At 67.5% G+C, this 19559-nt stretch carries 18 protein-coding genes, 1 tRNA gene and 1 pseudogene; 14 read left to right on the forward strand and 6 right to left on the reverse strand.

Going from position 1 to position 19559, the window contains the following annotated elements; all coding sequences use genetic code 11:
- From FFS49_RS21945 to FFS49_RS21955, 3 genes and pseudogenes are all read left to right on the forward strand, one after another.
- Positions 1-324, forward strand: a pseudogene (locus FFS49_RS21945) (acetyl-coenzyme A synthetase); the annotation flags it as partial.
- Between the two features lie 83 nt (positions 325-407).
- Positions 408-752 (forward strand): DUF4212 domain-containing protein, encoded by a 345-nt coding sequence (locus tag FFS49_RS21950; protein WP_105816169.1) that lies wholly within the window; start codon positions 408-410, stop codon positions 750-752.
- 3 nt (positions 753-755) lie between these two features.
- A complete protein-coding gene (locus tag FFS49_RS21955) occupies positions 756-2771 on the forward strand; it encodes a sodium:solute symporter family protein (protein ID WP_039369397.1) in 2016 nt (671 codons plus the stop codon).
- Positions 2772-2860: 89 nt separating this feature from the next.
- On the opposite strand, the gene FFS49_RS21960 is transcribed toward FFS49_RS21955, so the two are convergent.
- Positions 2861-2951: transfer RNA gene (locus tag FFS49_RS21960), tRNA-Ser, on the reverse strand.
- A gap of 185 nt (positions 2952-3136) precedes the next feature.
- Between FFS49_RS21960 and FFS49_RS21965 the strand changes: the two genes are divergently transcribed.
- The 8 genes from FFS49_RS21965 to FFS49_RS22000 all read left to right on the forward strand — a co-directional run bounded on the left by FFS49_RS21965 (position 3137) and on the right by FFS49_RS22000 (position 9968).
- The gene (locus FFS49_RS21965) at positions 3137-3766 is read left to right on the forward strand and encodes a LysE family translocator (protein ID WP_105816170.1); all 630 of its coding nucleotides are present in this window, start codon (positions 3137-3139) and stop codon (positions 3764-3766) included.
- Positions 3767-3811: 45 nt separating this feature from the next.
- Positions 3812-4228, forward strand: a complete 417-nt coding sequence (locus FFS49_RS21970) for a hypothetical protein (protein ID WP_105816171.1) — start codon at positions 3812-3814, stop codon at positions 4226-4228.
- A 353-nt stretch (positions 4229-4581) separates the two neighbouring features.
- Positions 4582-5673: a toxic anion resistance protein gene (locus FFS49_RS21975; RefSeq protein WP_105816172.1), complete on the forward strand. Its 1092-nt coding sequence runs from the start codon at positions 4582-4584 to the stop codon at positions 5671-5673.
- 20 nt (positions 5674-5693) lie between these two features.
- Entirely contained in the window at positions 5694-6446 is a 753-nt protein-coding gene (locus tag FFS49_RS21980) for a VWA domain-containing protein (RefSeq protein WP_105816173.1), read from the forward strand.
- 44 nt (positions 6447-6490) lie between these two features.
- Positions 6491-7507, forward strand: coding sequence for a DUF475 domain-containing protein (locus tag FFS49_RS21985; RefSeq protein WP_039369381.1), 1017 nt, complete (start codon positions 6491-6493; stop codon positions 7505-7507).
- A gap of 100 nt (positions 7508-7607) precedes the next feature.
- On the forward strand, positions 7608-8264 hold the full coding sequence (locus tag FFS49_RS21990) for a TerD family protein (RefSeq protein ID WP_039369378.1): 657 nt from the start codon (positions 7608-7610) through the stop codon (positions 8262-8264).
- 51 nt (positions 8265-8315) lie between these two features.
- Entirely contained in the window at positions 8316-9194 is an 879-nt protein-coding gene (locus FFS49_RS21995) for a hypothetical protein (RefSeq protein ID WP_105816174.1), read from the forward strand.
- Positions 9195-9347: 153 nt separating this feature from the next.
- Positions 9348-9968, forward strand: coding sequence for an HAD family hydrolase (locus FFS49_RS22000; protein ID WP_105816175.1), 621 nt, complete (start codon positions 9348-9350; stop codon positions 9966-9968).
- Positions 9969-9977: 9 nt separating this feature from the next.
- Here the strand turns inward: FFS49_RS22000 and FFS49_RS22005 are convergent, their stop codons facing one another.
- Positions 9978-11087 carry a fatty acid desaturase gene (locus tag FFS49_RS22005; RefSeq protein ID WP_105816176.1) on the reverse strand — a complete coding sequence of 370 codons (1110 nt, stop codon included), beginning with the start codon at positions 11085-11087 and terminating at the stop codon, positions 9978-9980.
- A 205-nt stretch (positions 11088-11292) separates the two neighbouring features.
- On the opposite strand from FFS49_RS22005, the gene FFS49_RS22010 reads away from it, so the two are divergent.
- Positions 11293-12330 (forward strand): AraC family transcriptional regulator, encoded by a 1038-nt coding sequence (locus FFS49_RS22010; RefSeq protein WP_105816177.1) that lies wholly within the window; start codon positions 11293-11295, stop codon positions 12328-12330.
- A 48-nt stretch (positions 12331-12378) separates the two neighbouring features.
- Here the strand turns inward: FFS49_RS22010 and FFS49_RS22015 are convergent, their stop codons facing one another.
- Both FFS49_RS22015 and FFS49_RS22020 read right to left on the reverse strand, forming a co-directional pair.
- Entirely contained in the window at positions 12379-13428 is a 1050-nt protein-coding gene (locus FFS49_RS22015; RefSeq protein WP_105816178.1) for a beta-propeller fold lactonase family protein, read from the reverse strand.
- Complete coding sequence (locus FFS49_RS22020; protein ID WP_071333537.1) at positions 13415-14782, reverse strand: MFS transporter; 1368 nt, start codon at positions 14780-14782, stop codon at positions 13415-13417. The genes FFS49_RS22015 and FFS49_RS22020 overlap by 14 nt, the downstream gene beginning before the upstream one ends.
- Before the next feature lie 581 nt (positions 14783-15363).
- Here FFS49_RS22020 and FFS49_RS22030 point away from each other — a divergent pair.
- Together FFS49_RS22030 and FFS49_RS22035 are read left to right on the forward strand one after the other, a co-directional pair.
- Entirely contained in the window at positions 15364-16344 is a 981-nt protein-coding gene (locus FFS49_RS22030) for an acetyltransferase (protein ID WP_105819008.1), read from the forward strand.
- 315 nt (positions 16345-16659) lie between these two features.
- Positions 16660-18138: a deoxyribodipyrimidine photo-lyase gene (locus FFS49_RS22035; protein WP_105818999.1), complete on the forward strand. Its 1479-nt coding sequence runs from the start codon at positions 16660-16662 to the stop codon at positions 18136-18138.
- A gap of 22 nt (positions 18139-18160) precedes the next feature.
- Here the strand turns inward: FFS49_RS22035 and FFS49_RS42965 are convergent, their stop codons facing one another.
- Both FFS49_RS42965 and FFS49_RS22040 read right to left on the reverse strand, forming a co-directional pair.
- The gene (locus tag FFS49_RS42965; RefSeq protein WP_046546101.1) at positions 18161-18283 is read right to left on the reverse strand and encodes a hypothetical protein; all 123 of its coding nucleotides are present in this window, start codon (positions 18281-18283) and stop codon (positions 18161-18163) included.
- Complete coding sequence (locus tag FFS49_RS22040; protein WP_105819000.1) at positions 18274-19500, reverse strand: MFS transporter; 1227 nt, start codon at positions 19498-19500, stop codon at positions 18274-18276. Before FFS49_RS22040 ends, FFS49_RS42965 begins: the two co-directional genes overlap by 10 nt.
- Positions 19501-19559 lie beyond the last annotated feature (59 nt).

Consider the following 19559-nt stretch of genomic DNA (forward strand, 5'->3'; position numbering starts at 1 on the left):
CTCGTGGCTGAAGCCGCCGTGGTCGGCCGTCCGGACGATACGACGGGCGAAGCGGTGGTCGCGTTCGTGGTGCTGAAGCGTTCGCGTCCGGAAGGCGAGGAAGCGGCGGCGCTGGCGAAGACGCTGCGCGACTGGGTCGGCAAGCAGATCGGGCCGATCGCGAAGCCGAAGGACATCCGCTTCGGCGACAACCTGCCGAAGACGCGCTCGGGCAAGATCATGCGGCGCCTGCTGCGTTCGCTCGCGAAGGGTGAAGCGATCACGCAGGACACGTCCACGCTCGAGAATCCGGCCATCCTCGAGCAGCTCGCCGAAGTGCGCTGATCGTACCGGTTGCGCATCACGCGCACGAGCCCCTGCGCGGCAATCCCGATTGCCCGCGCAGGGGCTTTTTGTTACATAACGGCATGACCGTTCCGACCCGTCCCGCGCCTGCCGCGCCACCTCCCGTTCCCGAGCCGCTCGCGCGTGCCCACGCACGCTACTGGCGCTTCAACGTCGCGCTGATCGCGGTGCTGATGGTGATCGGCTTTTCGGTATCGTTCATCGTGCCGTTCTTCGGGCCCGCGCTCGCAGGGATCCGATTCGCCGGGTTCAGCCTGCCGTTCTACGTCGGCGCGCAGGGCGCGATTCTCGTGTACCTCGTGCTGATCGTCGTCTACATCGGCTTGATGCAGCGCGCGGACCGCACGCTGCGCCGTGCGTACGACGATCATGCGGCACGCGCCGGCCTTGCGAACGGCGGGCGCTGATTCATGCTGACGCGCCGACTGATCCGCGCCTATGCGCTCTACACGCTCGGGTTCCTCGGGTTCGTGCTGCTGATGTGGCGGATCGAGCGGGCCACCGGCTCCGGCGTCTGGATCGGCTACGTGTTCCTGTTCGTGCCGATCGCCGTCTATGCGGTGATTGGGCTGCTGTCGCGCACGTCCGATCTCGTCGAATACTACGTGGCCGGGCGGCGCGTGCCGTCTGCCTTCAACGGGATGGCGACCGCGGCCGACTGGCTGTCGGCCGCATCGTTCATCGGCCTGGCCGGATCGCTCTACGCGACCGGCTACGATGCGCTCGCCTACGTGATGGGCTGGACGGGCGGGTTCTGCCTCGTCGCGTTCCTGCTCGCGCCGTATGTGCGCAAGCTCGCGCGTTACACGATTCCCGATTTTCTCGGCACGCGCTTTTCGAGCACGGCCGTGCGTGCGCTGGCGGCCGGCGCGGCGATCCTGTGTTCGTTCGTGTACCTGGTCGCGCAGATCCAGGGGATCGGCCTGATCGCGACGCGCTTCATCGGCGTCGATTTCGCGATCGGGATCTTCTGCGGGCTCGCGGGCATTCTCGTGTGCTCGTTCCTCGGCGGAATGCGCGCGGTCACGTGGACCCAGGTCGCGCAGTACATCATCCTGATCAGCGCGATCCTGATCCCGGTGTCGCTGATCGCGATGAAGAACGGGCTCGGCCCCGTGCCGCAGTTCAATTACGGCAAGCTGATGGAGCGCGTCGCGGCGCGTGAGGCGCAGGTGCGCGATGCGCGCGACGAGCAGCAGGTGCGTGACGCGTATCGCCGGCAAGCCGCGGATATCCAGACGCGGCTCGACCGGCTGCCGGCGTCCTATGCGGATGCGCGCCGGCATCTCGTCGACCAGCTTGCGGACCTGCGGCGCCACAACGGGCCGCTGCGCGAGATCAGCCAGCGCGAGCGCGAACTGGCCGATTTCCCGCGCGATCCGGCGGCGGCGCGTGTCGCGTGGACGCAGATCCGCGACGATCTGTTGGCGCGGGCCGAGCCGCCCGTGCCGATGCACGAGCCGTTTCCCGCTGCGAGCGACGACGAACGCAAGCCGCGCGAGCGGAATTTCCTTGCGCTGCTGCTGTGCCTTTCGTTGGGTACGGCGAGCCTGCCGCACATCCTGACGCGCTACAACACGACCACGTCCGTCGCGTCGGCGCGGCGCTCGGTCGGGTGGACCTTGTTCTTCATCGCGCTGTTCTACCTGAGCGTGCCGGTGCTCGCGGTGCTGATCAAGTACGAGATCCTCGCGAACCTCGTCGGGCGGCCGTTCGCCGAATTGCCGGCGTGGGTCACGCAATGGCATCACTTCGAGCCCGACCTGATCAGCGTCGTCGAGGTGATTCGCGACGGCATCGTGCACTGGTCGGAAATCCAGATGCAGCCGGACATGGTCGTGCTGGCCGCGCCGGAGATCGCCGGGCTGCCGTATGTCGTATCGGGGCTGATCGCGGCCGGTGCGCTTGCCGCGGCGCTGTCGACGGCGGACGGGTTGCTGCTGACGATTGCGAACGCGCTGTCGCACGACGTTTACTACTGCATGGTCGCGCCCGATGCGTCGAGCCAGCGGCGCGTGACGATCTCTAAGGTGCTGCTGCTCGGGGTCGCGCTGTTCGCGTCGTATGTCGCATCGCTCAATACCGGGAAGATCCTGTTTCTCGTCGGTGCCGCGTTCTCGCTGGCGGCCTCGAGCTTCTTTCCGGTGCTCGTGCTCGGCGTGTTCTGGAAGCGCACGACGACGCGTGGCGCGATCGCGGGGATGGTGACGGGATTGACGGTGTGCGTGTACTACATCGTGTCGACGTATCCGTACTTCACGCAACTGACGGGGTTCGCGGGCCGCACGTGGTTCGGGATCGAGCCGATCAGTTCGGGGGTGTTCGGGGTGCCGGCGGGGTTCGCGGTGGCGATCGTCGTGAGTCTGTTTGACCGGAAGCCGGATGAATATACGCGGGCGCTGGTGGATTACATCCGGCATCCGTGACGCGGGGCGCCGCGGGAGGACCCGGCGCGTGACGGCGCGGTAAAAAGAAAAGCCCCTTAATCCGGGGGATCAAGGGGCTTCATGCATTCTGGCGGAGAGAGGGGGATTCGAACCCCCGATAGGCGATTAACCTATACACGCTTTCCAGGCGTGCGACTTAAACCACTCATCCATCTCTCCGGAAGACCGAGAGTATAGCAAACTCTGGCGGCAATCCGCCACTCCGTCCGACGATCCATGCAAATCGGACGGGTCGCGGGGGCGGCGGCCCGCCAGGCAACCGTTGAGCGGGCGGTCGCGCCGTCGTGCGATCATGCTCCGTCCGCCTGCATTTTCAGCCCTTCGTTCAACGGGAACGCCGCGCCATGTCGCTGTCCGCCTTGCTCGCTTTTGCCCTGATCCTGTCCGTCGGCGTCGCGACGCCCGGTCCGACCGTGTTGCTCGCGATGAGCAACGGCTCGCGGTACGGATTGCGTCACGCGATGGTCGGCATGCTGGGTGCCGTCACGGCCGATGTCGTGCTCGTTGCGCTGGTCGGGTGCGGCCTCGGGATGCTGCTCGACGCGTCGGAAACGGCATTCATCACGCTGAAGCTGGCCGGCGCGGCATGGCTTGCCTATGTCGGCGTGCGGATGCTGCTGCCGTCCGGCGGTTCCGCCGCTGCGCAGGCGCTCGATCACGCGACGCCCGATCGCCGGACCGCGTTCCTGAAGAGCTTTTTCGTCGCGATGAGCAACCCGAAGTACTACCTGTTCATGTCCGCGCTGCTGCCGCAGTTCGTCGACCGGTCGCACGCGATCGCGCCGCAGTACGCGATCCTCGCGGCGACGATCGTTGCGATCGACGTCGTCGGGATGACCGGCTATGCACTGCTCGGCGTGCATTCGGTGCGCGTGTGGAAGGCCGCGGGGGAGAAGTGGCTGAACCGGGTCAGCGGGTCGCTGCTGTTGATGCTCGCGGGCTACGTCGCGCTGTATCGCAAGGCCGCGAACTGACGCGGCGATGCTTCGGGAACATACCCGTCGCCAACCGGCCCGGCGATGAAGCCGATCGAGCGCTTCACGCTCGAGACGCACGACGGGCCGTATGAAACGTGGCCGTCGCGCACGCATGCGCGCGTGAACGGCAAACGTTGCGGCCTCACCGTTTCCGGCTATGTACTGCTACGCCAGTTCGAGACGCCGGACGCCTATCTGCTCGTCACCGACTACGACTGCCTGTTCGAGGAGGCCATCACGTTCACGCTCGTGTCGAAGGATCCGCTGAAGGCACTCGCACAGCGCACGGTCGGCGCGATGTACACGTCGTGCCATCTGGACGCCATGACGTGGGCCGACGACCGGCATTTCAGCGCGACGTTCGTGGGCATCGAAGGACGGTGGGATTTCACGATTCGTGACCGATCGGTTCCGTTCATCCTGCCTCGGCTCGGGATGAATTACGTGCAGCCTCGATAACGAGCGACCGGCATTTGCGTGCGTCCCGCCCACGCATGTACGCCGTCGGAAGCCCGCCGGAACATCGGGTTTCATTTATCTTTCGCATTGATCAGACATGTAAGTTTCGACGTGTTTGAATCTTGCGTGGGCCGCCTGCGTCGCGGCAGGAACGGCGGCGGCCGGGCTTCGTTTCGATCCATCACATTACAAAATGAATGGTAATTGAAAGAATTCATTCCCTTGACGCAAGGCGCTCGAGCCATTTATTGTCCGTCTGCCGCCCGTGAGAGAGCACGACGGCAATCGCGGATGCGCGCTTCGCGCGCATGACAACACGCAGCAGAAAGCAGAAAAGGAAACGTGGTAGCCACATGAAGCCGCTATTCGACGACAAGAACTCCGATGCGGTCAGCGATCGTCCTTCCACCCCGTCTTCGTCACCCGTCACAGTGCCTGCCGCCGCCGTCGCCATGCCGGCAGCACGCGCGGCGGAGAACGTCCGCCTGATCACCGTCGACGAGATCGACCAGCTCGGCGCGACGCAGGGCACGCGGATCGCGGCTTTCTCCCAGCAGATTCTCGCCAGCGTCCGCGCGTCGGACGCCGACCAGTTCGGCGACAAGCTCAACGAACTGATCGCGACCGCGAAGGGGCTCGACCCGCGCGGCGCCGACAAGGGCGGGCTGCTCACGCAGGTCACGCGGCTGTTCCGCTCGACCAAGGAGAAGCTGCTGTCGCAATACGAGTCGGTGAGCAAGCGGATGGATACGCTCGTCGTCGAGCTCGAGAACCATGCGCAGCGCCAGAAGGCCGGCATCGACGAGCTCGAGCGGATGTACAACGACAACTACGCGCTGCACCAGGAGCTCGCGCAGTCGAAGGCGCACGGCGAGACGGCGCTCGCGGCGCTGCGTGCGCATCTCTCGGCCGGCCAGCAGCCGGTGGACGACGCGTTTGCCGCACAGCGCCTGCTCGACGTGAAGCGCAAGGTCGACGCGCTCGAAAGCAAGCTCGACGACCTCGACCGCGCGATGCTGATGTCGAAGCAGCTCGCGCCGCAGATCCGGATGGAGCAGGACCAGAAACGCACGCTGACGTCGAAGTTCATGACGATCAAGACCGTGCTGATCCCCGCGTGGACCAACGCGTTCGCGCTCTACCTCGAACAGCTCAGCACGAAGCGCGCGGCGGCGCTCGCGAATGCGACGTACGACGCGGCCGACGAGGCGATCCGCGCGCAGGCCGACCTGAACCGCCAGAACGCGCAGGAAGTCGCGAAGCTGGGCCAGCGCCCGGTGATCTCGACCGACACGTTCGAATATGCGCAGCAGCAGCTGTTCGGCGCGTTCGACGACATCACGCAGATCATCGCCGACGGCCGCCGCCAGCGCGAGCAGGACGCGCCGCGCCTGCGCCAGCTCGAACAGGACCTGATCACCCGATTCGCTCCGAAGCACAACTGAAAGAACCGAGAGAACACCGCATGATTACGCTTGAGAAACGCGCGGCGAAGGTCGCGATCGTCCTCGAAAAACGCCAGATCCTGAAGCCGCCCGTCGTGCGCGTCGGCGCGGCGCTCGACATCTCCGGCTCGGCGAAGCCGCTGTACCAGTCGGGCGTGATCCAGGACACGCACGACCGGATTCTCGGCATCGCATTGAAGTTCGACGACAACGGCGAAGTCGATACGTGGACCTTCACCGAAGGCTACGACCGCCTGCCGACCGCAACGCCGGACAACTACGGCTCGTACATCTCCGATCACGTGCTCGAAGCGCGGATCGACAAGTGGGGCGGCACGCAGTACGCGCCGGTGATGAACGACATCGTCGACTTCTTCTTCCGTGCGCCGGAGCCGTCGCCGAAGCGCGAAGCGAAGCGCGGCTTCCTGAGCCGGCTGTTCGGCGGAGCGGACGAGACGCCGGCGCCGGCGCCGGCGGCTTCCGCGCCGGTCAACGGCCACCTGCCCGCATGGGTGCTGTTCGTCACCGACGGCCAGAACCCGAAGAACGACCGCAAGCGCGTGCGCCAGCTGCTCGCCGAGTCGCAGCACTACCCGCTGTACTGGTCGCTCGTCGGCGTCGGCGATCCGAGTGAATTCGGCTTCCTCGCGGAAGTCGCGGACGAGATGCCGAACGTCGGCTTCCTGCATCTCGAATCGCTCGACGTCAGCGACGAACAGATCTACGAACAACTGATCACGCAGGAATTCTGCGACTGGGTGCGCGCGAAGTAAGCGCAGCCCGCACGCCTTTTATCCCGAACTCGATTACCCCCATCATGTTGAAAGACTTCAAGATCCCGTTGTCGCTCACGGTGCTCGCGCTGATCGCGGCCTATCTCCTCGGCGGCGTGAAGGACATGCTGATCGTCGCGGTCCTGTCGGTGCTCGAAATCTCGTTGTCGCTTGACAACGCGGTCGTCAACGCCTCGGTGCTCAAGAACTGGTCTGAGAAGTGGCGCAACCGCTTCATGGTGTTCGGCCTGCCGGTCGCGGTGTTCGGCATGCGGCTCGTGTTCCCGCTGCTGATCGTCGCGGTGATCGGCCACATCGGCATGTGGGACGCGCTGAAGCTCGCGATCGAGTCGCCGGAGCAGTACGCGTCGATCCTCACGTCCGCGCATCACCAGGTATCCGCATTCGGCGGCGCATTCCTGCTGATGGTGTTCTTCAAGTTCATGCTCGACACCGAGAAGGACGAGCACTGGATCGGCTTCCTGGAAGGCCCGATGAGCCACCTCGGCCGCATCACGGCGCTGGAAGTGGCGCTGACGCTCGCCATCATCATCGTCGCGTCGCTGTACGTGCCGGCGGTCGAGCAGGTGGCCTTCCTGCTCGCGGGGGCGTTTGGCGTGATCAGCTTCGTGATCGCGCACGGCATCGGCGACCTGATCGGCGGCGAGGAGACGGGGACGCGCGTGGTGCGCGAAGGCGTCGCCGGTTTCATGTATCTCGAAGTGCTCGATTCGTCGTTCAGCTTCGATGGCGTGATCGGCGCATTCGCGCTGTCGAACAACATCTTCCTGATCGCGCTGGGCCTTGGCGTCGGTGCGGCCTATATCCGGGAAATGACGCTCGTGCTGCTGAAGAAGGGCACGCTCGCGCAATACCGTTACCTCGAACACGGCGCCTTCTGGGCGATCGGTGCGCTCGCGACGATCATGTTCCTCGGCGTGAAGTTCGAGGTGCCCGAGGTCATCACCGGCCTGGTCGGTGCGGCAATGATCGCCGCGGCCGTGTGGTCGTCGATCGTCGTGCAACGCAAGGAAGACCGGACTGCCGTGGCGGGCGAGTGACCTCGCGTCACGTTCGGGTCGAACACCATCAACGAGGGGCCGCGCAGGGCGGCCCGGCATTGCCGCCGGCACAACGGCGGTTCCAGTAGAAGAGGTTCAGATGATCAATTTGTCGAAAGGCGGTCGCGTCAACCTGTCGAAGGAAGCGCCCGGCACGCAGAAGTTCCGCATCGGTCTCGGTTGGGACGCGAACGCGACGGACACGGGTACGGACTTCGATCTCGACGTGTCGGTGTTCCTGTGCAAGTACGACGCGCAGAGCAATCCGAAGCTGATCTCGGATCAGCACTTCGTGTTCTACAACAGCGAAGTGCGTACGATGGAGCGCAAGGACACCTTCATCCAGCCGGGCGACGATTTCCCGAAGCGCGGGATGCCCGCGTCGAAGTGCCTGGGTGTCGTGCATAGCGGCGACAACCGCACGGGCAGCGGCGACGGCGACGACGAGGTGATCTTCATCGACATGACGAAGCTCGCGGCCGACGTCGAGGAAATCTCGGTGGTGGTGACGATCGACCAGGCCGAAGCGCGCCGCCAGAATTTCGGCCAGGTGCGCAACAGCTACATCCAGATCGCCGATGAAGTGTCGGGCGCGGTGATCGCGAAGTACGCGCTCGAGGAAGACTTCTCGATGGAGACGTCGGTGCAGGTCGGCAGCTTCTATCGCCGCGACGGCCACTTCATGTTCAAGGCGGTCGGCGCCGGCTACAACCGCGGCCTGGGCGACTTCGTGCGCGCGTACGGCGGCGCGGTCTGACTGGCGGCAGCCCGGCCGGCGGGATACCGCCGCGCCGGGCGGAAAGCAGCGATGACGAATCCGTCCGACGAGCCGAAGCGGCTCGAGTTCGATACGACGCCCGAGCGCACGCCCGGGCGTCTTGCGTTCGACGCGCCGCCCGCGGCCGCGGCGCCGGTTGCGCGCGGGCCCGAGCGGCCGGCGCCGCAGGCGCTCGACTTCGGGCCCGCGCCTGTGCCGGCGCCCGGTCAGGCCGTGCGCACGGCGCCGGCCGATGCAGTCGGCCGCGCGGTGTTCGGTGAATCGAACCATCCGCAACTCGAAGCGTGCTTCCGCGCCGCGCAGGCCAGCTTTCCGAATCTTTATCCCGACTACGCGCCGCGCATCGAGCGGCATATCCGGCAACTGGTGCCGCTGAAGCTCGCGACGGTTGCGACGATCGGCGACGGCGCGCTGGAGACGGCGGGCAACCTCGTCGAAGCCGTCGCGGCCACGACGCGTGAATTCAACGAACTCGGTGCTGCCGACATGATGGCCGGCATGCTCGCGCAGGCGACGCGCAAGGCCGGGATGTTCGAACGCTGGTTCGGCGCGGCGACGGGCCATGTCGACTACCGTGCGGCGATCGGGGCGCTCAAGCAGTCGCTCGGTTTCTTCCCGCGCCGTACCGAGGAACTCGCCGCGAAGGTCCGCCATGCGGAAGAAAACCTCGTGGTCGTGCTCGCGGCGCTGAGCGCGGTGTCGGACGTCGTGCGCGCGCCGGATGATGCAGGTGTCGAGCGCACGCTGTTCGACCGCCGCAACATCGTCGGGCAGGCCGTGCAGCAGATCCGCATGCAACCCGCGCAATTACGCGGGCTCGACGAGCGCGTGACCGATCTGCTGTCGCGCGCCGATCACCTGATGAACGTCGTGCTGCCGGCGGCGTTGGCGGCGCGGCCGCAGCGCTAAGGGCGCGGCGCGAGAGGAACGAAGGGCACGAACGTGCGCGCTACGACGCGCCTGTTCGCTGCGCAGGCCACGCCGCGCGTCACGCCATTTCACGTGCACCGGCGCGAGTCTGTTATCTTCCGGGGCATCTCATCGCTTTCCCGCCGATTCTCCATGACTGACCGCATCGTTGCCGCATTCGATTTCGACGGCACCATCACGACGACCGACAGCTTTCGCCATTTCGTCCGTTATGCGGTCGGCACGCCGCGCTTCGCGTGGGCCGGGTTGCGCGCGCTGCCGTGGATCGTCGCGATGAAGGCCGGGCTGCTGTCGCGCGGCGACGCGAAGGCGAAGTTCGCATCGTTCGCGTTCGGGCCGGTGCGTGAAGACGCGCTCGATGCGCAGGCGCGCACGTTCGTCGACACCTATCTGCCGAGCCTCGTGCGCCCGGAAATGCTCGAACGCGTCCGCGAGCATCGGGCACGCGGGCACGAAGTCGTGCTGGTGAGCGCGTCGCCGTCGCTGTATCTGGAGAAGTGGGCGAAGACGGCCGGCTTCGATGCGGTGCTCGCGACGCGGCTGGCGTTCGAGCGCGGCACCTTCGCCGGTCGGCTCGACGGCGAGAATTGCTGGGGGCCGCAGAAGGTCGTGCGGCTGCGCGGGTGGTGGGGCAACCGGCCGCCGAAACAGCTGTTCGCGTATGGCGACAGCCGTGGCGACAAGGAAATGGCCGAACTCGCGAACTGGTCGTGGATCCGCGGGCAAGGGCCGATGCCGCCGATCGGCGGTTGAGGCGATGCGTTACGCGTCGGCCGGAGCCTGGCGCGTACCGCGCGCCGGACGATAACCGCCCCAGCGATTCGCGCGCGCGAACGTGCCGACGTCGTTGAAGCGAACGCCGACTTCACGCAGCGCCGCATGCGCGGTGCGCGCGGTCAGCTGGCGGATGTAGAACGGATCGCGCACCACGAAGTGATGGATCGCATGCGTGCTGCCGAAGTTGAAGCAGAACAGCTGGAACGGCAGCATCCACCACGGGTTGAGCACCTGCGTCTGCTGGATCACGTTGCGCGAGTCGATGTCGCCGAAGTAATGCATGTTCGAGCTGACGAAGTTGATGCAGAAGCTGCGCACGAAGTTCGGCCCGAGCCACACCACGGCCAGGAAATCGACGACGCTCATCACGCGCTCGACGACGGCCGGCACCGTCACCGGGTAGCCGAACGCATGCAGCGCGAACAGGCCGGCGTGATAGACGATGAACGCATGCCACAGCACGTAGTACACGTGACCGACCGGCATGTACGACGACACCTGTTCGACGCGCAACTGGAGGCGCTCGGCCGGATCCTGCACCGGCTGCGCGGCCACATACTGCTTCACCTTGCGGCGCATCGCAGTGGGCCGCAGCACGACGGCGAGCATGCCGTCCGCGATCATCAGCAGCCGCTTCACGCCCCAGCGCTCGCCGTTCGTGATGCCGAATTCCTCGAGATCCGATTCGCCGCCCGACACCTTGTGGTGATGCAGGTGCATGCGCCGCCGCGTCCACGGGTTGATCGTGCCGGGCCGCGTGAGCCAGCACAGCGCCATCATCAGGTGATAGACCCACGGCGTCCTCTTGAAGTACATCAGGTGGATCAGGTCGTGCTCGAGCTCGTGGATCAGCGACGTGACGAACGCTGCGAGCGGGAGCGCGACGTACCACGCGATCCCACCGCGTGCATAGAGCCAGGCGATCGCGAGCATCGCGCTCACCGAGACGGCCATCACGGTCGCGCCGACGAGGTTCTGGTTGTCGAGCAGCGGAAAACGCGCGCGGATCGCGTCGCTCGCGGCGTTGACCTCGCGGCGGACGTACGCGACCTTGTCCGCGTCGTTGCGAAAGGCGGTTCGTGCGGGTTGGCTCATCGACCGGGATTCCTGCGGAAAGGGTGGGGCGCAATGCCGATGTGACAAGCATAGGCGTGCACCGGACCGCACGCGAGGGCCGCGGGTGCCAATGGTGGTGTCATTTCGGGCCACGATGGCCTGCCGGCGCGGCTAGAGTCTCGCTCCGGTGTCATTGCGGGCCAGCGACGCTACAATCCGCCGAAACCGCTTCGGAGTCCGCCGCATGGCCCTGTCCGTCCCGGATGCCGCGCGCCAGCTGAACAAGGCGACGGTGTCGTCCGCGTATGCGCTGTTCATGCTGATGCTGGCCGAGGAGCGCGGGATCGACGGCGCTCGCGTGCTGGCCGGCTCGGGCGTCGAGCGCGACCGGCTCGCGCAGCCCGATGCGCGCATCACGCCGCTGCAGCAGGCGGCGATCGTGTTCAACCTGCTCGACGCGACGGACGACCCGTCGATCGCGATCGAGATCGGCCTGCGCAGCAGCCTGACGAAAGCGGGACTGATCGGCTTCGGGCTGATGAGCTGCGCGACGCTCGGCGAGGCGATCTCGCTCGGTATCCGCTATCTGCCGACGCGCGTGCCGTTCTTTTCGGTGCGGCTCGCGCAACTCGACGGGATCGTCGACATCGACGTGTTCGAAGCGTTTCCGCTTGGCCGGCTGCGGCAGTTCGCGGTCGAGAACTTCCTGGTCGAGACGGCGATCCTGTTCAACTCGCTGCTGTATCCGGTGCCCGGGCGCACGCTGCAGTCGCGTGCCGAACTCCATTTCGAATGGCCCGAACCGCCGTGGTTCGAGCGCTATCGCGCGCGCCTGCCGCGCTGCCATTTCGACGCGAGCGCGAACCGCATCCGCTGCGACGCCGCGCTGCTCGACGAGCCGATCGGTACCGCGAACGCGCATACCGCGCAGATGATCGTGCAGCAGTGCGAGGCCGAACTCGCGCGGCTCGGCTATGCGGAAAGCATCGTCGAGCGCGTGCGCAACCTGCTGATCTGCGGCGAGGGCGGCTATCCGTCGGTCGATGAGGTCGCGCGCGAGCTGCATGTGTCGGCGCGCACGCTCAAGCGCAAGCTCGCCGAGTACGGCGCAACCTATTCGACGCTGCTCGACGAGATTCGGTTGCGCGACGCGCTGCGGCTGCTCGAAGGCACGCGGCTGCCGGTCGACGAGATCGCCGCGCGCGTCGGCTATACGGATCGCGCCAATTTCACGCGTGCGTTCAAGCGCTGGACGGGCGTCGCGCCGAGCGAGCGGCGCTGAACACGGGCAGGCACGGACCTGCCGAAGCATGCCCCGCGCATCACTGTTTCAGACGATCGCGACCCAGTTCGCACCGCGCCCGCCCGGCACGCGCGCGTGCGACGACAGCGCGCCGTCGTCCGGCGCGATCGCATACACGGACACATATTCCGACTGTTCGCCGCAGGCGACGAGCCAGCGCCCCGACGGGTCGATTGCGAACCCTCGCGGCTGCGTCTCGGTGGCGGTTGCGTGCGCGGGTTCGAACGTGCCGTCCTCGCTGCGGCGATAGCAGAGCAGGCGGCTCGACGTGCGTTCGCTGACATACGCGAAACGCTCGTCGGGCGTCAGGTGCAGGTCGGCGGCCCAGACGGACGGCTCGGCAGGCGCCGGCGGCCGAGCATGGCCTTGCGCGAGTTCGGCGACGGCCGGATGGCGCGCGCTCACGTGCGCTTCGCCGAGCCGGCCGGTTTCAGGGTCGCGCGCGAACGTCGCGAGCGTGGCCTGGAATTCGCTGACGACGACGAGCGTGCGGCCGTCATCCGCGAATCTCAGGTGACGCGGGCCGAACCCGGCCGGCACGCGCGTTTCGCCGTGTTCGTGCGCATGCAGGCCGGCGGCGTCCTCGACGAGCGCGAAGCTGAACACGCGATCCGAGCCGAGCGAGCTGACGTACGCGAAACGGTTGTCCGGCGACACGATCACCGCGTGCGCGTTCGCGATCCCGCCCGTGACCTGCAGCGGCGTGCCGTCGCCGTCGCGCACGCGCGCGGCGTCGTAGAGGCTCAGCGAATTCCCGCCGTACGACGCGCCGAGCAGCCAGCGGCCGCTGTGGTCGAGCGACAGGTAAGCATGGCTCGCGTCGATCGCGGTCGTGCCGATGCGCACGAGCGCGCCGGTGGCCGGCACGACGCGGAACGCGACGATCGTCGGTTGCTCGCCGCGCGTCGCAACGTAGAGCCGCGCCCGGTCGGCCGGCACGGCGATCGGCATCGCGACGTCGGCGGCCGGGTACCGGGTGAGCGGCGCAAGCGAGCCGTCGGCCGCGAGCGAGAAGGTGGCGAGGTCGCCGTCGGCGGCATTCGAGACGACGACGGTCAGGCGGTCAGTGTTCGGCATGGCGGAGCATCGAAGCGTTCGTGAAGGACGCGTCGGCCGGCAGGCCGCGCGGCGGATCGCTGCGCCGGTGCGTGCGCGCGAACAGCGCGGCGACTGCAGCGACGAGCGAAGCGATCGCGAGCGCATACAGCCCGCCCGTGATCGAACCCGTATGTTGCTTCAGATAGCCGAACGCCGTCGGTGCGACGAAGCCGCCAAGGTTGCCGACCGAGTTGATCAGCGCGATCACGGCCGCGGCCACGCGCGTGTCGAGATAGCCCTGCGGGATCGGCCAGAACAGCGACGATGCGGCCTTGAAGCCGAGCGCGGCGAAGCAGATCGACGCGAACGACCATACCGGATCGTGCGACGTCGACGCGAACAGCCCGCACGCGGCGAGCACCAGCGCAACCGCGAGCCAGCGCTGCGGATGCTTCCACTTCGACGACAGCACCGCGAAGCCGTACATCGCGCCGATCGCGATCATCCACGGAATCGTGTTGTACAGGCCAACCTGGAAATCGGTGAGCCCGCCCATCTTGCGGATGATCGTCGGCAACCAGAACGTGGCCGCGTAGATCGTCAGCTGGATCGAGAAATACAGGAAGCAGAACAGCATGATCTGCGGGTCGCGCAGCAGCGCGGTGGCGCGCACCGGCACGTTCGAGCGGACGTCGCGCGTCGCGCGCTCGTCGTCGAGCGCGTTCTGGAGCGCCGTGCGTTCTTCGGCCGTGAGCCACGTCGCGTCGCGGATGTGCGATTTCAGCAGCAGCCAGCTCGCGCCGCACAGCGCGACCGAGAACAGCCCTTCGATCAGGAACATCCATTGCCAGCCTTCGAGGCCGAAACCGCGGATCGACAGCAGCGCGCCGGTGACGGGCCCGGACAGCACCGACGCGAACGCGGACCCGCCGAGGAAGATCGCCATCGCCTTGCCGCGCTCCTGCGGCGGCAGCCATTGCGACAGGTACAGCACGACGCCGGGGAAGAAGCCGGCCTCGGCCGCGCCGAGCAGGAAGCGCAGCGCGTAGAACGACGTGTCGTTCCACACGAACGCCATCGCGGCCGCGACGATGCCCCACGTCGCCATGATCCGGGCCAGCCAGATGCGCGCGCCGTAGCGCTGCATCAGCAGGTTCGACGGCACCTCGAACAGCGCGTAGCCGACGAAGAACAGCCCGGCGCCGAGGCCGTATGCGGCCGCGCCGATGCCGATCGACGCCTCGAGGTGGCGATCGACGAAGCCGACGTTCACGCGGTCGATGTAGTTCGCGATGAACATGATCAGCACGAGCGGCAGCACGTGCCACTTCACTTTCGATACGGCGGACGCGAGCGGGTCGCGTCCGGGCAGGGCGGGCGAGGGCGGGTTCAAGTGTGTCTCCGGTCGGGCGGCGGTGGACGGGGCGGTGGCCCGCGTCGGTATCCGGGTGACGGTCCATGTAGTATGTCGTCGTATGACATGGTACGCCTGAGCGCCGACGAAGACGTCACGGGTTTACCCGAAAATTTCCCGGGTATTGGGTAATTTCATGAGCCCTGTCGGATACTTCTTCATGTCTGATGACGTATGACATGAAATGGCAGCGCGCCGACCATAGTCCGGGAGTGGGCCATGCTCGGCGTGGCACTCGCGGTCGACGCGGCACATTCGTGGACGGTGCGTTTCCGGTGCCGGTGGAGAAACCCGACCTCGACGGTGCAGTGCGCGATACGCGCGTGTTTCGCGCGACGGCGCTTATGCAGGAAATCGTGCCGCACATGAAACGGCAACTGCGCGGCGCGATCGTGACGATCGACATGCAACGGACCCGCAAGCCGTTTGACGGGGAGCGCGGCTACGCTGTATCGAAGGAGCGCTCGCGGTTGCGGCAAAATACCGGGCGCGCGAACTCGGCGCTCACGCCGCCGCGCGAACGGCGGCGATTTCATGGCTCGACGATGGAGCAACGGATCATGCGGGACAATCAGCACGCGCGGCACGTCTTCGCGTTCAACGGCGACGCGGACGGCCTGTGCGCGCTTCAGCAACTGCGGCTCGCCGAACGCGTGCGCGGCACGCTCGTCACCGGCGTGAAGCGCGACGTCAGGCTGCTCGAGCGGATCGACGCACGGTCGGGCGACATCGTCACCGCGCTCGATGTGTCGCACGACCAGAACCGCGACGCGTGCGTGCGGCTGCTGCGCGACGGCGCGACAGTTCGTTACTTCGACCATCACTTCGCGGGCGATCTGCCCGACCATCCGCGCTTCGACGCGCATATCGACACGGCGGCCGACGTCTGCACGAGCGCGATCGTGAACCGCTATCTCGGCGGCCGGTACGTGCGCTGGGCGATCGTCGCGGCCTATGGCGACGAACTGCCGGCGCTCGGAGACGCACTGGCACGCGAGCATGCGATCGACGAAGCCGAGCGTTGCGTGCTCGCCGAACTCGGGCGCTATCTGAACTACAACGCGTACGGCGACTGCGTCGGCGATCTGCACTTCGATCCGGCGGCACTCGCGGACGCGATGCTGCCGTGCGTCGCTCCACTCGATTTCGTGCGCGAGACGGCCGTGTTCGTCGCGCTGCGCGACGGTTACCGCGACGACATGGCGCGTGCGTGCGCACTTGCGCCGCTGCGCGAGGTGCCGGGGGCGACGCTGGTCCGGATGCCCGATCATCCGTGGGCGCGGCGCGCGACCGGCATGCTCGCGAACGAGCGGATGCGCAATGCGCCGCATGCGGCACTCGCGGTGCTGTCGCCGCGTGCCGGCGGCGGGCTCGTCGTCAGCGTGCGCGTGCCCGACGGCCGGCCGCTCGGCGCGGACGAGTTTTGCCGCGGCTTCGCGACGGGCGGCGGGCGCAAGCGCGCAGGCGGCATCAACCATCTGCCGGAAGCCGAGTTCGACGCATTCGCCGAGCGCTTCGAGGCCGCGTTCCGGCTCGATTGACGCGACGCATCGTTGACCGGATCAGCCGGTCGCACCGGCGGGCACGGTCGGCCCGTCGGGCCGCCGCGGCGTGCCTCGATGCGGTCGGCGTTGCGCCAGCCGTGCACGGTGTGCACGAACCGGTCGACGTACCGCAGCCCGAGCAATATCCATTGCGCGCCGACGTTCGGCCGGGCGACTTCCATCCGATTGACACGGATTGCGCGGTCGCGCGCGGTGTCGCCGTGGCGCGCGGGTCGTGACGGCCGGCGTCGACACCACGCAGCGCAGCCGCGACAATACGCGTCTCTGTTCGTTTATGTCATCGAGGTGCCCGTGCCTGCCAAGTCGTCCGTTGCTCCCGCGATCGTCTGGTTCCGCGACGATCTGCGCGTGACCGACCAGCCCGCGCTGACGCGCGCGGTGGCGTCGGGCCGGCCACTCGTGTGCGTATTCGTCGACGACACGGGCGACGGCGCCGGGCGTCCGCTCGGCGGCGCGTCACGCTGGTGGCTGCATGGATCGCTCGCGGGGCTGGACGCGGCGCTTGCGCGACATGGCGGACGTCTGTTGCTGTTGCGCGGCGACGCACAGCGTGAGATCGAACGCATCGTGCACGACACGGGCGCGGAAGCCGTGTACTGGAACCGCCGCTATGCGCAACCGCAGCGCGATGCCGACGCGGCGCTGAAGGCGTCGCTCAAGGCGCGCGGTGTCGCGGTCGAGAGCAGCAACGGCAGCCTGCTGAACGAGCCCTGGGAGGTGCTGACGGGCGGCGGCACCCCGTATCAGGTGTTCACCGCGTACTGGCGTGCGGCGCGACGGGATCGCACGGTCGCCGTGCCGCTGGCGGAGCCCGATCGGATCGCGTTCCATCCGTGGCCGAAAGCCGTACGCGACTGCGCGCTGGCGCTCGACGCGCTTGCGTTGCGGCCGCACTCGCCGGATTGGGCCGGCGGCCTGCGCGATGCGTGGCCGATGCCCGACGAAGCCGGCGCGCACGCGCAGCTCGACGCGTTCCTGGCGACCTCGCTCGCCGGCTATGCCGATGCGCGCGACCTTCCCGACCGTCCCGCGACGAGCCGCCTTTCGCCGTTCCTGCGCTTCGGCAACGTGTCGCCGCGACAGGTATGGCATGCAGTGCAGGGTGCCGCGAGCGCAGGCGGCGCGGCGGTTGCCGCGGACGCCGACAAATTCCTGAGCGAACTCGGCTGGCGCGAATTCAGCTACACGCTGCTGTACCACTTCCCGGCGCTCGCGACCGACAACTTCCGCGCGCAGTTCGACGCGATGCCGTGGCGTGACGATCCCGCCGCGCTGCGCGCATGGCAGCGCGGGCTGACCGGCTACCCGCTCGTCGACGCGGGCCTGCGCGAGCTGTGGACGACCGGCTGGATGCACAACCGCGTGCGGATGGTCGTCGCGTCGTTCCTGATCAAGCACCTGCTGATCGACTGGCGCGCGGGCGAAGCGTGGTTCTGGGACACGCTGGTCGACGCCGATCCCGCGAACAACGCGGCGAGCTGGCAGTGGGTGGCCGGGTGCGGCGCCGACGCCGCGCCGTATTTCCGCATCTTCAATCCAGTCGCGCAGGGGCAGAAATTCGATCCCGACGGCGCGTACGTGCGGCGCTGGGTGCCCGAGCTTGCCGGCCTCGACAACGCATCGATCCATGCGCCGTGGGAAGCATCGCCGCTGGAACTCGACGCGGCCGGCGTGCGGCTCGGTGTCGACTATCCCGAACCGCTCGTCGAGCATGCGGCCGCGCGTGCCCGCGCGCTCGATGCGCTGGCGGCATTGCCGAAACGCCGCTGACCGCACGGCCCGGTTTGCGGCCTCAATTGCAGAACGCGACGTGTTCGAGCAGCGCGTACGCGACGTCCGAACTGAAATAGGCCGCACCGCACCACGCGACGAATGCGAGCGTGCCGGCGGCCAGCGCCGCGCGGATCATGCCCATGCGGCGTTCCTCGATGCCGGGCGTGCGACGCGCGCATCGTTGATCGGCAGGTGCAGCAACGCCGCGAGTATGCCGAGTGCGATCGAGCCGATCCACAGCGGCATGTACGAGTGCGTCGCGTCGTACACCACCGCGCCGAGCCAGACGCCGAAGAAGCTGCCGAGCTGGTGCCCGAAGAACACGAAACCGAACAGCGTCGCGATGTAGCGCACGCCGAACACCTGCGAGATCACGCCGTTCGTCAGCGGCACGGTGCCGAGCCACGTGAATCCCATCACTGCCGCGAACACGTAGACGCTCGCGGGCGACAGCGGCGCTGCGACGAACGCGGCCATCGTGAGTGCACGCACGAGGTACAGCACCGACAGCACGTACTTGCGCCGCAGCAGCCCGCCGAGGTGGCCGCACGCATAGGTGCCGGCGACGTTGGTCAGCGCGATCAGCGCGAGCGCGACGCTCGCGTGGCGTGCCGGCAGCCCATGGTCGAGCAGGTAGGCGGGAAGATGCGTCGCGACGAACGCGAGCTGAAAGCCGCACGCGAAGAAGCCCGCGTTCAGGAGCCAGAAGCCGCGATGCGCGAACGCCTCGCGCACGGCTTCGCCGATCGACTGGTCGGGGCCGGTGGCGGCAGACCGCGCGGGCCGGTCGCGCAGCAGTACGGCGAGCGGTGCAAGCAGCGCCGCGACGAGCGCCAGCGCGATGAACGCATGCCGCCAGCCTATGCCGCCGATCAACGCCTGCGCGACGGGCACCATGCAGAACTGGCCGAGCCCGCCGATCGCGCCCGCGACGCCGAGCGCCCAGCCGCGCCGGTCGGGCGGAAACAGGCGGCTCAGCGCGCCATAGATCGACGCGAACGCCGAACCCGACAGTGCGATGCCGATCACGAGCCCGGCGCCGACCGTGAACATGCCGGTCGTCGCCGCGTGCGCCATCGTGAGGAGCCCGGCCGCATACAGCAGCATCCCGGCGACGATCACGCGCAGCGAACCGAAGCGATCGGCGACCATCCCGGTGAACGGCTGCGCGACGCCCCAGATCAGGTTCTGCAGCGCCAGGGCGAGCCCGAACGCTTCGCGCGACCAGCCGTGGTCGAGCGACACCGGCGCAAGGAACAGGCCCTGCACGTGGCGGATGCCGAGCGCGGCGCCCATGATCAGGCCGCCGGCCAGGACGGGCAGCCAGCGGCGACGGACTTCCTGCTCGATCGGGGTCATGCGTGTCTCCGGATGAAGGCGTGCGGCAAGACGGCCGCGCTCGATCCGATTAGACGATC

Source organism: Burkholderia sp. 4NA327C6 (assembly GCF_005502655.1).
Taxonomy (GTDB): Bacteria; Pseudomonadota; Gammaproteobacteria; order Burkholderiales; family Burkholderiaceae; genus Burkholderia; species Burkholderia contaminans.

Coding starts and splice junctions, on each gene's coding strand:
- FFS49_RS21950 (WP_105816169.1), top strand. CDS start 408: ATGACCGTTCCGACCCGTCCCGCGCCTGCCGCGCCACCTCCCGTTCCC.
- FFS49_RS21955 (WP_039369397.1), top strand. CDS start 756: ATGCTGACGCGCCGACTGATCCGCGCCTATGCGCTCTACACGCTCGGG.
- FFS49_RS21965 (WP_105816170.1), top strand. CDS start 3,137: ATGTCGCTGTCCGCCTTGCTCGCTTTTGCCCTGATCCTGTCCGTCGGC.
- FFS49_RS21970 (WP_105816171.1), top strand. CDS start 3,812: ATGAAGCCGATCGAGCGCTTCACGCTCGAGACGCACGACGGGCCGTAT.
- FFS49_RS21975 (WP_105816172.1), top strand. CDS start 4,582: ATGAAGCCGCTATTCGACGACAAGAACTCCGATGCGGTCAGCGATCGT.
- FFS49_RS21980 (WP_105816173.1), top strand. CDS start 5,694: ATGATTACGCTTGAGAAACGCGCGGCGAAGGTCGCGATCGTCCTCGAA.
- FFS49_RS21985 (WP_039369381.1), top strand. CDS start 6,491: ATGTTGAAAGACTTCAAGATCCCGTTGTCGCTCACGGTGCTCGCGCTG.
- FFS49_RS21990 (WP_039369378.1), top strand. CDS start 7,608: ATGATCAATTTGTCGAAAGGCGGTCGCGTCAACCTGTCGAAGGAAGCG.
- FFS49_RS21995 (WP_105816174.1), top strand. CDS start 8,316: ATGACGAATCCGTCCGACGAGCCGAAGCGGCTCGAGTTCGATACGACG.
- FFS49_RS22000 (WP_105816175.1), top strand. CDS start 9,348: ATGACTGACCGCATCGTTGCCGCATTCGATTTCGACGGCACCATCACG.
- FFS49_RS22005 (WP_105816176.1), bottom strand. CDS start 11,087: ATGAGCCAACCCGCACGAACCGCCTTTCGCAACGACGCGGACAAGGTC.
- FFS49_RS22010 (WP_105816177.1), top strand. CDS start 11,293: ATGGCCCTGTCCGTCCCGGATGCCGCGCGCCAGCTGAACAAGGCGACG.
- FFS49_RS22015 (WP_105816178.1), bottom strand. CDS start 13,428: ATGCCGAACACTGACCGCCTGACCGTCGTCGTCTCGAATGCCGCCGAC.
- FFS49_RS22030 (WP_105819008.1), top strand. CDS start 15,364: ATGCGGGACAATCAGCACGCGCGGCACGTCTTCGCGTTCAACGGCGAC.
- FFS49_RS42965 (WP_046546101.1), bottom strand. CDS start 18,283: ATGGGCATGATCCGCGCGGCGCTGGCCGCCGGCACGCTCGCATTCGTC.
- FFS49_RS22040 (WP_105819000.1), bottom strand. CDS start 19,500: ATGACCCCGATCGAGCAGGAAGTCCGTCGCCGCTGGCTGCCCGTCCTG.